The organism is Rhodococcus sp. NFXS4 (genome assembly GCF_058139645.1).
In genome coordinates this window covers 3,967,573-3,979,844 of sequence record NZ_CP192221.1, presented here as the reverse complement: position 1 = coordinate 3,979,844, position 12,272 = coordinate 3,967,573, and the positions used below count along the sequence as shown (strand labels likewise).

The window sequence follows — 12,272 nt, the reverse complement described above, 5'->3', positions numbered from 1 at the left end:
GGACGGTGGTCGTTCGACCACCGAAGAATCGTGGTCGCTGTCTGGCTCGTTCTGCTGGCGTTGGGGGGCCTCGGAGCGGGCACGCTGTCCGGTGAGCTGAGCAGCAAGTTCGAACTGTCGGGCGTGGAGTCGACCGAGGCATTCACCTTGATCGAAGAGCGGAGCCCGCAGGCAGCACCGGACGGCGCTACTGCTCGGGTGGTGTTCGAAGCACCCGAGGGTCAGACGCTGATCGATGTCCGCAATCAAGCGACCGTGAAGGACGCGTTGTCGCTGCTGCGGTCGGACGCCGTGCAGTCTGTCTCGGATCCGTTCACGACAGGGACCATCTCGGCTGGGCAGCGAGTCGGATACTCCACAGTGACCTACACGGTGCCCGGGGCGGAACTGGCCGAAGCCGATACCGATGCCCTCGAGGCAGTCGCGCGATCTGCAGAGGACGCGGGGCTCGAGGTGGCAATCGGTGGGGATGCGCTGGCCGCCGAATCAGAGTTGCCCTTGGCGGAGATCATCGGGATCGTCGTCGCCTTCGTGGTGCTGACTTTCACTCTGGGGTCGCTCGTCGCTGCCGGTATGCCGCTCATCACGGCTTTAATCGGTGTCGCGTTCGGCTTGACGGGGATCACCATGTTGAGCGGGTTCACGGAACTGAGTTCCGTCACCCCCGCGCTGGGTGCGATGTTGGGCCTCGCCGTGGGTATCGACTACGCCCTGTTCATCATGTCGAGGTTCCAGCAGGAGGTGCGGCGCGGCCATTCGTTCTCCGTGTCCGCTGGTCGTGCAGTGGGCACGGCCGGATCGGCGGTGGTGTTCGCCGGACTGACGGTCATCATCGCGCTCGTGGCGTTGGTGATCTGTCGAATCGGGTTCCTCTCACAGATGGGACTCGCGGCCGCGTTCACCGTTGCCATTGCCGTCGTCATCGCGCTCACCCTGCTTCCCGCGCTCCTCGGGTTCGCCGGTGCTCGCGCAGCAGGTAAAGTCAAGGCCGGCGACGGCGCCGACAAGCAAGAGAAGCGCACCTCCATCTCGAGTCGGTGGGCGAGCTTCTTGATTCGGCGCAAGTGGGTGGTGGTAATCGGCGGAGTCGCGCTCGCCGCTGCCGCTTCCCTCCCACTCACGTCCATCGAGTTGGCCCTCCCCGACGACGGGACGAAGCCGGCAGGGACGGACAGCCGGGTGGCCTACGATCTGATCGCGGACAATTTCGGTCCGGGCGCGAACGGGCCACTGGTGGTGGTGATCGACACCGCCGACGCCGCGGACCCGGTCGATGCCGTGACGCAGGCGACCGACAGACTGCGCGATCTTGCAGCGCAGCCCGATTCCCACATTTCAGCGGTCCTACCCGCCGTGGACGCCGCGGCGCCGGGGGCCGATGTGGCCCTGCAAAGTCAACTCGAGGCAGTGCAGTTCGCGAACGTGAACATCATTCCCACATCGGGTCCGTCCGAGCAGGCGACGAAGGACCTGGTGAGCGATATACGCAGCGGGTTGTCGAACCTGCCGCAGGACACCGGCGCACGCGCTCTCGTCACGGGCTCGACGGCGGTCGGCGTCGACATCTCAGAGGAACTCGCCGAAGTCTTCCCCGTGTATCTCGCCGTCGTCGTACTGCTGGCGATCGTTCTTCTCATCGCCGTGTTCCGCTCGCTGTGGGTTCCGTTGAAAGCTGCGCTCGGATTCCTGCTGTCCCTCGGGGTGTCCCTCGGGGCGACCGTCGCGGTGTTCCAATGGGGGTGGCTCGGTGACGTGCTGGGTATCGACGTCAGATCGCCGGTGCTCTTCCTCCTGCCGATCCTGCTCACCGGCATCCTGTTCGGACTCGCGATGGACTACGAAGTGTTCCTCGTGACTCGAATGCGCGAGGCGTACGTACACGGAGGATCAGCTCGTGAAGCGATCATCGCCGGCTTCGTCAGCAGCGGCCGGGTTGTCGTCGCCGCCGCCGTCATCATGGTCGGGGTCTTCGCCGGCTTCGCCACGAGTTCGGACGTCACACTCAAGACCATCGGATTTGCCCTGGCTGTCGGTGTCCTCGCAGACGCCTTCCTCGTCCGCATGCTGATCGTTCCCGCCGTCATGGCGATCGTCGGCGACCGCATCTGGCACATCCCGAAGTGGATGGACAGAATCGTCCCCGACATCGACATCGAAGGCGAGAACCTCACCAAGCGTCTGGACGACCTCAGCCGTCCGGAGAGTCCGACGGGGATCGGTCAGTAGCACCCGAAAAGTGCGTCACCGCAAAGTGACCGGTCACCGTCGAACTGTCGGTGCCCGGTCGCCGAGCTGGTGACGGAGACGGAGACGGAGCACCACACTGCGGGACCACCGCACGATGCAAGCGCGGGTGGTCAGTTCTCCCGCGGCACCGCGCCGTGAGAGCGAGCCGTCACCGGGGATTCGTATTGGGCTCGCCGTTGCACCTCCACGAACCCCAACCTGTTGTACAACGCGACTGGCGCAGTCGGATTCATCAAGTCGACCTCCAGGCGAACCTCGGTGATCCCAGAGCCGGCGCAGGCTTGCATTGCCTCGGTGAGCAAGGATCCCGCAATTCCCCGTCGGCGATGTCGCCGAGAGACACCCACTCGGGACACCCACCCGTAGGACCTGTTCGGCGGCGCCGGTGTGTCGTCGACCCACTTCTCCATGTGTATGTAACCCACCAGCAAGCTGTCACTGAACGCGAGAAAGGACCATTCGGAGACGAATTCCGGTTTCTCGTCGACGAACAGTGACCAGTCTCGACCGTTCCATGTCGGCGAACCGGGAACGTCGGTGAACACCGAATTGTGCAACGCGATCTGACTGCCGGGATCCCGATTCCTACTGAAGGGTCGCAGGTCTATGTCATGCCCACTGGTGGCGTCCTGTGGGCCGAGTCCGATGTTCGCCGTCATCACACACGCAGTGGCGCGGTGGCGAAAACCCGCGGCTTGCAGCGCAAATCGCGCAGACTCATCGTAAGCAGGCACCGTCACTCGATGAACGGCGTCGGCGCGCGACCGCGTTCGACTGCAATGCTCGGCTGAACAACCGAGGGCGAACGAAAGTAGCGCGGGCATCACATTCGTACCAGTCGGGTCCGCACTCGCCTCCGACTCGACGACGCCGTCCGGCTCACACCGCCCGAAATCCGTCATCACGTACCCGACCATTCGGCGTCCGACAAATGCCCCCGCTGCGACCCGCAGAGGATCACTCACGATGGACGCGAACTCCCGTGATTCCGCATCACGAACCACCGGCTCGTCCGTCCCCCACACAGCTGCCGACTGACGTCTCGCATCAATCCAGGCAAGCAAGTCTCGCTGGTAGAGAATTCGAACATCAATCACGATGAGCCGCGCGGACGTACTCCGATCAAAGTGAACACAAGGTAAGGCTATATTTTCGGCCCAGTCTGGCGAACGTGCGCGTCCTGGAGGGAAGGTACCGGGCGGGGTACGAGATCAGTGACCGCGGCCGGATTCCGGCCGCGGTCACTGAGGATTGAACGGCGCCCGTCAGCCGCTACAGGCTGCTGCTGGTGATCCGGTGGTAGCCAACCCTCCCCGTGGGGCGTGGTCGTCCACAGTGATCGTGGCCTCGTGCCGAGCGCTCGGCGCGGCGACCCGCGACTGTGCGCTTACGAAGTCAGCGGTCGCCACGTTCTTGTCTGACTCCGCGGCCACCGCTGCGATCTCCCTTCGATGCTTTCGTTGCGGCAGGTGCAGTGCTGGTTCCGCCGATGGGATGGGCGTTGTCGCGATCGGCTGCCAGGCGTGCGGTGACGGCGTCGGGTTCGACGCCGGCGGCCTCGAGGTGGGCGCGAAGGTCGGTTCGGCGTTCCTCCGAGTCGTACGCTCGCGCCACCGGCCGGGTGTCCCCGCCAACAGGCATCGTCGCCGCCAGTTCCGTGGTGGGCCGGCCGGCGCTGTCCCACTCACCGACGAGCGCGTCGCGGGCCGCGAGGTAGTCCTCGCGGCTGGGCTTCTTCTCGGTGTCGGCGAGCGCCACCGCCAGCGTCGGTGCCTGGTCGTTCGCCCACTCCTTGGCCTGGGCGAGCTCCCACGCCGCCGTCACGGTCTCACGGGCCGCGTCCTTCCTCTGGCCCGTGCCGTAGACGTACCGTTCGGCATCGCGGGGGATGGCGTGCTTGGCCCAATCGACAGCGGCCGCCAACTCGACCTCCTGCGGCGAGGTCTTCGACGTCTCATGGGTGACGGCGGAAACGGTGGTGCTGCGGGCATCGGTGGCGACGGCGACAGCGGCGGCAGTCCTCTGCGCGTCGACGGTCTGCTCGGTGCGTGTGGCCGCGGTCGCGCGGTCGGCGACCACGGCGGTGAGTTGCGCGTGCAGCTCGTCGGGTAGTCCCGCCAGCGGGCGAGCATCGACGCCGTACCGGCGCGAGATCTCGTCACGGACGCGCGCGACACCGGCTGCGGCGCCCTCACAGACCAGTTGCTCGTGCGCTTCGACTACCTGATGCTCCGCCGCCATCTCCCACCACCAGTCCTCGTGCACGAGATACAGCGGCGGTACGGGACGCTCCAACCCCGCGGCAGCTGGGTCGGTGCAGAAGAACTCCGGCATCAGGTCGCCGTTGTCGTCGCGTCCGAGATGCATCGCCCAGTACTTCGGATCGTTGTCGATCGTCGCTTGCTCGACGGCGGTGCCATCCGCCTGCCGCAGATCCCAGGTCGGAATGAAGCCACGCCCGAAAGGGCGGTCCGCGAGCACGGTGAATCCGCGTTCGCTGTACGGCTGGGCGGCGGTGGCGTTCTCTTCGCGGGCTGCCAGGACGCGCCCGACCTCGGCGGCGACGGCGGCAGGGTCGGCACCGAGCGCACCGGTGTCGATGCGGTGTCGGGTGGCAAGTTGTTCGTCGAGGACCGCGACGGTGCTCTCGGCCAGCGGCGATTCCTGACGCCAGGCGTGAGCGGTGCGGTAGGTGTCGGCGAAAACGCCGGCGGTGGCGGCGTCCCACCACTTCGAGGAATGCACACCCCGGAGCTGGGCCTCGGCAGATCGACGCTCGGCCTGATACCTCGCACGCAGAGCCCGCGCGTTGGCCTCGCTGACCCGGGCAGCGTCGCGGAGACGAGTCTCACGGTCGCGGGCGAACGCTTCGCCCAGGAACAACGCGGCTTGCAGTGCGGTGCGCAGGGAGCGAGACAGGTCGGTTCCCACGGTGTCGTCGGGTTGAGTCATCAGGAGGCTCCTTCAGCTTTGGCGGTGGCGGTGGAGGGGTCGGAGGGGATGTCGAACAGAGCTGCGTTGGGAGCGTCGGCAGGCAGCGGGGGGAGGGTGTCCTTATGGCCGTGTCGGACGCTGCACTTGGCGAAGGTGCCGCTCGGATCGAGGAGTTTGCCCATGTGGTGGTCGGCGTGGTCCCTCCACCACACGCTCATCCCGGTCTGCGGGTCCTTACGGAGGTGCTCCCACGCCCGCCAGAGGGCGTCGAGGCGCCGGAACGCCTCTCCGTGCAGCCACCACTGGGTGCACCAGTTGTGCTCGGGACTGTCGACGGCGCGGCGGTAGTGCGGGCGGATCACGGCATCGACGAACGCCAGCAACGTCGGATACACCTGCACTACCGCCGCGGATTCGGCCGCCGCAGCCTCCTGGTCGGCGGCGTGCGCTCGGGCTGCGAGAATGGCCGCCAGAGTGCGGGCGGTGGCCGATCTCAGCTGCTCGAACAATTCCGGTGTCAACGCTTCCGTGAAGGCGGCGCCGGCGATGGTGCGAACCTCTGCGCGGATACGGCGGTCGACCTCGGCGTCGACGTACTCCTGCATGCTCGTCGACAGGTCGGTGTGTGTCTCGTCCCTGCCGGCATCCGCAGTGTCCGCGTCGAGGTCGATGTCGGGTTCTGACGTGGTTGCGTGGGGATCGAAGTCGTCGTCGGTCACAGCGGAGCCGCTTCGCCCACGTGCGTGACGTCGGCGGTGATACCCGCGCCACTTCCGGCCTTGTCGCAGGCGGCGTCGGCTGCTCGGACCGCCTTCGCATGAGGGCCCTTCATCCACGGAACCGTTTTCACCAGCACCGGGCGGTTGCCGGAGGATCGAATGATCGCTCGGCCGCGGGGCAGGGCTTCGAGGTCCGCTTCGTCGATCGTGCGGATCTTGCTGCGCTGCTGGGACTGTGACGAACCGCCGCGGCCGGTGGAGACCGATCCGGTCAACTCGTAGTGATCGCCGAGTGCGGTGGACATGTTGCGCAGGAACGAGCCGTCGTCTACTGCGACACCGCCGCCGTAGACCTTGACGTTCGCCGCTCCCCAGAGGGCGCTCATACCGTCCTGGCCCCAGCAACGGACTCCTTGCGACCACGACTGAAAGATCGACATGATGATGATGCCGCGGGAGCCGAAATGGCTGTAGAGGCTCGGCAATTCGGTCCACCGGGTGACGTTGGCGACCTCGTCGAGGGCGAACAGGAACGGGGTGCGCAGGCGTCCGCCCCTGATGGTGGCGGCATGGGCAAGGATCTCATCGCACACCGCCACGGTGAGGGCGGTGACAATGGGCCGGACTGACCCGGTGCCCTCCTTGGACAACACGTAGAGGGTGTCGGTGGTCGAGCGGGCGAACGCCGCGGGATCGAACTCGGGGCGGGTATCGCCGGCGGCGGAGCGTTCGATCCAGGCGTGCCGAGAGCGGAACTTGAGGCAGTTGATCATCTTCTTGGCGGTGGTGAAGACGCCGCTGCGTTGCTTGTCGGTGGCGTTGTAGTGGGCGTAGAGACCGTCTGCGATCAGCTCGTATCCGGCGTCGCGTAGTAGATCGATCGATTCGAGGTTGCGGACGTCCGTCACCCACCGGTAGGTCTGAGTGATGGGGCGCCGCGACACGGCGGCGGCGAGGAACAGGGACGCGAGCAGATCCTCACCCTCCGGATCGAAGAACGAGTCCTTCTTCGCGAGCTGGCCGTCGTCACTGTCGGCGAACTGTTTGGCCAGGGCCGCGGCCTTGAGCTCCTGCACCGAGGAGTCTGCGGTGTCGTCCTCGAAGCGGCTGTGGTCCACGACGTCGGAGTCGTCGGTGGTGACGCGCATGGTGGTGGGGGTATCCGAGCGCACCCAGGACAGCGGGTCCCAGAAGAAGGCCGGGTCCTCGTTCGCGAGCTTCTGCGGATCGAACACCCGCACCGTGCCGATGTCGGCGCGGAACGCTCGGGTGGTGTCGACGACATCGCGCTTGTTACTGGTCGTCAGAACGGACCCGAGGGCGCCGAGAACGGCGGGAATGACGCGTGAGGTCGTCTTGCCCGACCGAGGTCCCCAGATGTCGATGTGAGTGGACTCGATGTCGGCGTAGAGCGGGACGTTCGTTCCCACCATCAATCCCAGCGGAACGCCAAGAACAGAACCTTTCTCGATGGGAGTGCCGAGATTGTCGGCAGTCTCCCGGCAGGCCTGCGCGGTCAGCGACCGTACGTCCTTGAGCGAAGCGAGATGCGCGGCGATACCGTCCACGCGTGTGCGGCCGGCACGCAGCCGCGTCACCGCTACGGAGATGACCCCCACCAGGACCAGCAGAAGCAGTGTGAAGAACACCGCGATCACCGTCGCCCAGGTCGACCACACGAGGTCGCCGGTATAGAGCTGGCTGATGACATCGGCGGGATTGACGGGAATCTCCTGTCGAACATCGGACAGGGCGGAGCCCCAGCGCAGCGAAGCCGAGGCGCCCACACCGACGACGATTGCCGCCCCCGCAGCGGCTGCCACCAATTTCAGGGCGGCGGCGTCGTTGGTGGGGTCCTTGACGGTGGTGCTCATGGGTGATCCCTTCGTCCTGTGATCGGGTGTAGTGGGTGGAAAGTCATGTGCGGTAGCTGAAGTCGGTGACGTGCCATCCGTCCGGAGTGGCGGTGACGGTGGTCCGCCAGATCTCGGGTGCGCGAGGTGTGACGGAGCCGGAGGCGTGCAGGACTTGTTGCCGACAGCTGACGTCGACGATCACCGTCCGCATCCCGTCCGGGGAGTTCGGCGTATCGGCGGCGGGCGCGCAGGTGGCGGTGAGCGTGTCACCGGAGCGCGCCCAGGCGTCCCATTCCCGGTCGGGTCGGATTCCGTTAGGGGCGGTGGTATCCGGTGCGTCGACGAGGGCGGCGAGGTCGCCGCCGAGCCAGGGTCGAGCGCGCAATAGGGCATCCGCCTTGGATGCGTCGGTGGCCGGTTGCCAGGACAGGATCGCGTTCATTGCGGCCGCCGCGGCCGGTTCGGGTCCGAGAGTTCGGGGATCGAGAGGGTCGATCAGCACGTAGGCGTCGGTGCCCTCGGGTATCGGGTCCGGCTCGTCGGTGGCGCACCCCGCCAGCAGAGCGGCACCCAGTACGAATGCGGCGCAACCGATCCGGCGGGTGGTTCGCCGCCGCGATGTGGTCGTGGTCATGAGTTCTGCTTCCGGTAGGTGGGTTCGGCGGCGATGATCTTGTCGGCGTACGGGCGGGTCTGGACGATGTAGTCGGTCGAGCCGGTGGGGAAGCCTCCGGAGGAGAGGACAGCGCCTTCGCCGGCGTTGTAGCCCGCGAGGTACAGCTCGTTCGGGCCGTTCGGGGCGCCAACTCGTCCGTCGGCGATCGCGGCGTCGATGATTCCGGCGACGGTGCACATGTAGTGGCCTTGAGCCATCACCGCATCGCCGATCGAGTTGACGTCGACGGCGCCGTTGCCGTCGTAGTCCTTGCCGTAGGTGGCCCACGTACCGGGCATGAACTGAGCCGGCCCCTGTGCGCCGGTGTTCGACACCGGAGCCCCGGCGCCCGCGGCGAACCCGTTCTCCGCGTCGAGCTGAGCCGCGAGGAGTGAGGACTTGATCTGCGGGCAGATGTTTCCGGCCTTGCGGATCCACGGTTCGAACTCCGGTGGCACCGAGCCCCCTGCCAGCTCGTCGCCGAGCACCCCGCCGGCGACTGTGCAGTTCGGCGGGGTGGCCGCTGCCGCGCCGCCTCCGCCGGGCAGTGAGCCCCAGTCGGCGGCGGCGTCGTCGAAACCGGAGGCGTCGACGGTGATGTGGACGTGGTTGAAGTGGTTGTCGTTGTCGGACCCGCGGTCCTCCATCAGCCGGGGTTCCTGGCTGGGGAAGTGAATGGTTTGCCGCCAGATGGCGTACTCGAGGTGGAAGAACTCGGCGTTGCCCATGACGTAGTTCAGGACTTCGTCGCCGAGTGCGACTCCGTCGCCGGAGGAGTAGTCGGGGATCAGCGCGTCGACAGCGCGGCCTTCGGGGTGATCGGTCGCGGCGCCGCCGTCGGCGCGCCAGCCGCCGAGCGAGTCGAGTCGGTCGCCGAATTTCAGCGCCAGCGCCCGCATCACGCGTTTGGTGCCGACCTGCAGATTGGACTCCGACCCCAGCGAGGCGGGCGTGACGGCGGAGAGGTCGGCGCCGCCGGGAGCGCCCGCGAGCCGGCCCACCGGCGGTGCGGGGGCGGGAGCTGCGGGTGGAATGGGCGAGCTCTGGCCGGGTGCAGGGGCGGCTTCGTACTGCGCCGCGGGGTCGACGGCGGTGCCGCCGGTCCGGCCGCCGTCCCAGATCTCGAAATGCAGGTGTGGGCCGGTGGATTCACCGCGGTTGCCGAGGGTGGCGATGGCTTGGCCTGCGCGAACGGGTTGTCCGACGGCGACCGAGAAGGAGTCGATGTGCCCGTAGACGGTGGAGATGGTCTTTCCGCCGAGCTGGTGGTCCAGGACCACCCACTGCCCGAAGCCGGTGGCTGGGCCGGCGTCGTGGACGACGCCGTCGGCCGCGGCGTAGATCGGGGTGCCGATCGGACCGGCGAGGTCGATGCCCTGGTGCACTGTCCCCCATCGTGGGCCGAATCCGCTGGTCAGCGTCACCTGTGCGGGGTCCACCGGTTTGATGAACGACCCGGGTGGGGCGAGCTTATTGCCGGGTGCAACCCCGATCTGTGAGCTGCCGGGGAGGCAGTCGGCGGCGGCCCGTTCCTCTTCCTCCTGGCCCATCATCGCGGCGAGGACCGCCAGTCCGAGAAGTGCTGCCACCGCGGCGGCGAGGACCGAGGTCATCGAGGACTTGGTGTTCATGCCAGTGACGTTCCGGCGCGGGCGGATCGGCTCAGTCGGTGGTTGAGGTCGGCGGCGACGGCGAGCGCGCGGCGCAGCTCGTGGATCTCGTCGATGTCGCCGCGTGGTCGCTGCCCGGAGTTGTTGACCCACCCTCGGACGGTGGTGTCGGCGACGTCGAGGTTGATAGCGACCGCTCGACACGCGGCGGTGAACGAGGTGCCGCTGTCAATGGCGGCGCAGACGGAGGCGATTGCGGCGGCGCGGGTGTCGTCGTCGACGACGTTGTACTTGCGGCGTGCGTTCTCGGCGGCGTCACCGGTGTGGGTGCTCATCGCGTGGCCGCCGCTCGGCGCTGCTCGTCGGCGGCCGCGTCGAGCTTTGCGTCGGTGTTGTGGATGCCGGACGCTTTTTCCGACGGGGTGACCCACACCCGGAACGGCACTCCGGGGCGGCCGCCTTCACCGAGTTTGAGCAGGAAGTGACCCATGCCGCTGGGCCGTTGGGTGTTCTGCTTGGCCGGCTCCGCGACCACGGCGCCGTCGGGAACCTTGTCGAACGGGGACAGTGCCTCGCACGCGGCGGCGTCGCTGTCCTGGTGCACCCACACCTCATCGTCGCCGCCGGCGAGGAAGTACAGGGAGCGATTGCAGTGCGTGCACCGGACCCGGGTGGCGGTGAGCGAGGTGGCGGAGGTGCCGAGGTCGGCGGAGTCCGACCAGTTGGTGAGCATCGTCTTCTCCTGCTCGGTGAACTGCATGACCTGCGAGAGTCGGGCGATCTCCGAGCGGGGGACGGGTCCGATGATGCGGGCGCGGGAGCGTTCGAACGTGCCGATCGCGCCGGCCTTGTCGAGTTCGACGATGGAGTGGGTGACCTTGATGATGCCGACGCCGGTGCGTCGTTGCAGGCGCTCGGCGCCGTCGAGCCGGTCGACCATCGTCGGGCCGCACGAGAGGACCTGCCACAACTCGTCCATCACGATGGAGAACGCCAGGTGCGGTCCGTTTCCGGTGATCGCCCGCAGATGCGCGGCGTCGACGGCGGCGAACGACTCGGACCACCCTGCGATCAGCACCGCAGCCCGCATCAGGGCGTCGCCTTCGGGGACGGCGGACATGTCCAGGCACGTCGAGGGGTTGTCGACGTCGATGCGGACGGTGGTGGCGTTGTCGAAGGTCTCCCCGAACCGGCCTTTGGTCAGTGCCCGCAGCGTGCGCAGCAGCGGCTTGACCTGCGCCCGGTATTCGTCCGGATCGTCGGCGACGACGTCTGCGAGGAGTTCCTCCGACCCGGCCTCGACGAGGCGGAGCAGGTCAGAGATCCGGGCGGGGTCGTCGATGTCGTGGCCGCGCCCACCGTCGGCGACGGGGGTGTAGAGCTGGCGGAGGCCGGAGTCGACGACGGCTTCCTCGAAGTCGCGAAGGGGGGAGCGGCGCACGATCTCGCAGAGGGCGATCATGAGGTTCACCTGCCGGAAGTGCAGGGCGAACTCGTAGCGACGCAGCACGTCGAGCTCCATGTGTGCGCCGTAGCGGGCGAGGGCCACGCCGATCGGCCCGGGGTCGAGCGGGTTCAGTGATCCGGTGCCGTACCCGACTTCGTTGACGCCGGTGTCGCACACCGCTTCGGTGAGCTTGCGGCCGTCCGGCTTGACGTCGCCGGGCCAGATGACCCGGATGCCGGCGGCGATGTCGCCCAGTGCCATTCGGCGCAGCAGCGTGGACTTGCCCATGCCGTTGAGGGCGATGATGGTGCACGACGGCGCACTGATGGTGCCGCGTTCCTTCGCGGCGAGTGGGGAGAACCCGACCGGGGCGCCGGTCTTGAGGTGCGGTCCGAGGATCGGGCCGATCATGGGTGCGGAGGCGCCGAAGATCCACGGGTAGAGACCTGCTACCTGGCGGGTGGAGCCGCGGTACTCCACCGGTGGCAGCACCGTCGACATCCGGCCGCCGCCCGCACCTCTGAACCCGCGGCCGTCGACGTTGTCGTAGGCGGTCGCCGCGGACCCGTCACCGAGCAGTGCCATCGCACGCGCTCGGTTGCGTCGATGGTTGTCGTCCCGGTTGAGCCGCGCTCGCAACCAGAGTGCAACAGCGGGATTCGCTGCGGCGAGGCGTGTTTCGAGGGCTGAGCGTGCGTCCTCGGTCAGGATGTGGAACTTCGCGGCCGGGTCGCTGTGTTTGGCGGGAGCGGCGCGGCCACGACGGCGGGGAGTGGTATCGGACACCGGGAGTGGACCTTTCGT

Annotated in this window: 9 protein-coding genes; 1 reads left to right on the top strand and 8 read right to left on the bottom strand. The window is 67.5% G+C overall.

The features are described 5' to 3' along the window. Positions 1-30: 30 nt before the first annotated feature. The gene (locus J4E04_RS18810) at positions 31-2,226 is read left to right on the top strand and encodes an MMPL family transporter (RefSeq protein WP_490149312.1); all 2,196 of its coding nucleotides are present in this window, start codon (positions 31-33) and stop codon (positions 2,224-2,226) included. 131 nt (positions 2,227-2,357) lie between these two features. On the opposite strand, the gene J4E04_RS18805 is transcribed toward J4E04_RS18810, so the two are convergent. The 8 genes from J4E04_RS18805 to J4E04_RS18770 form a co-directional block, all read right to left on the bottom strand. Beyond that, complete coding sequence (locus tag J4E04_RS18805) at positions 2,358-3,149, bottom strand: GNAT family N-acetyltransferase (protein ID WP_490150577.1); 792 nt, start codon at positions 3,147-3,149, stop codon at positions 2,358-2,360. Positions 3,150-3,642: 493 nt separating this feature from the next. Continuing rightward, entirely contained in the window at positions 3,643-5,199 is a 1,557-nt protein-coding gene (locus J4E04_RS18800) for a hypothetical protein (RefSeq protein ID WP_490149311.1), read from the bottom strand. After that, positions 5,199-5,900 carry a DUF4913 domain-containing protein gene (locus tag J4E04_RS18795; RefSeq protein WP_490149310.1) on the bottom strand — a complete coding sequence of 234 codons (702 nt, stop codon included), beginning with the start codon at positions 5,898-5,900 and terminating at the stop codon, positions 5,199-5,201. The genes J4E04_RS18800 and J4E04_RS18795 overlap by 1 nt, the downstream gene beginning before the upstream one ends. Then, entirely contained in the window at positions 5,897-7,774 is a 1,878-nt protein-coding gene (locus tag J4E04_RS18790) for a type IV secretory system conjugative DNA transfer family protein (protein ID WP_490149309.1), read from the bottom strand. Before J4E04_RS18790 ends, J4E04_RS18795 begins: the two co-directional genes overlap by 4 nt. 43 nt (positions 7,775-7,817) lie before the next feature. Beyond that, positions 7,818-8,390, bottom strand: coding sequence for a hypothetical protein (locus J4E04_RS18785; RefSeq protein ID WP_490149308.1), 573 nt, complete (start codon positions 8,388-8,390; stop codon positions 7,818-7,820). Continuing rightward, positions 8,387-10,042 (bottom strand): peptidoglycan DD-metalloendopeptidase family protein, encoded by a 1,656-nt coding sequence (locus J4E04_RS18780; RefSeq protein ID WP_490149307.1) that lies wholly within the window; start codon positions 10,040-10,042, stop codon positions 8,387-8,389. Before J4E04_RS18780 ends, J4E04_RS18785 begins: the two co-directional genes overlap by 4 nt. After that, positions 10,039-10,356 carry a hypothetical protein gene (locus J4E04_RS18775; protein ID WP_490149306.1) on the bottom strand — a complete coding sequence of 106 codons (318 nt, stop codon included), beginning with the start codon at positions 10,354-10,356 and terminating at the stop codon, positions 10,039-10,041. The genes J4E04_RS18780 and J4E04_RS18775 overlap by 4 nt, the downstream gene beginning before the upstream one ends. Further along, positions 10,353-12,254, bottom strand: a complete 1,902-nt coding sequence (locus tag J4E04_RS18770; protein ID WP_490149305.1) for an ATP-binding protein — start codon at positions 12,252-12,254, stop codon at positions 10,353-10,355. The genes J4E04_RS18775 and J4E04_RS18770 overlap by 4 nt, the downstream gene beginning before the upstream one ends. Positions 12,255-12,272 lie beyond the last annotated feature (18 nt).

What these genes read in the sequence shown, in the direction of transcription:
- J4E04_RS18780 (WP_490149307.1), bottom strand. Translation starts at nt 10,042, where the DNA reads ATGAACACCAAGTCCTCGATGACCTCGGTCCTCGCCGCCGCGGTGGCA.
- J4E04_RS18785 (WP_490149308.1), bottom strand. Translation starts at nt 8,390, where the DNA reads ATGACCACGACCACATCGCGGCGGCGAACCACCCGCCGGATCGGTTGC.
- J4E04_RS18790 (WP_490149309.1), bottom strand. Translation starts at nt 7,774, where the DNA reads ATGAGCACCACCGTCAAGGACCCCACCAACGACGCCGCCGCCCTGAAA.
- J4E04_RS18800 (WP_490149311.1), bottom strand. Translation starts at nt 5,199, where the DNA reads ATGACTCAACCCGACGACACCGTGGGAACCGACCTGTCTCGCTCCCTG.
- J4E04_RS18775 (WP_490149306.1), bottom strand. Translation starts at nt 10,356, where the DNA reads ATGAGCACCCACACCGGTGACGCCGCCGAGAACGCACGCCGCAAGTAC.
- J4E04_RS18805 (WP_490150577.1), bottom strand. Translation starts at nt 3,149, where the DNA reads ATGACGGATTTCGGGCGGTGTGAGCCGGACGGCGTCGTCGAGTCGGAG.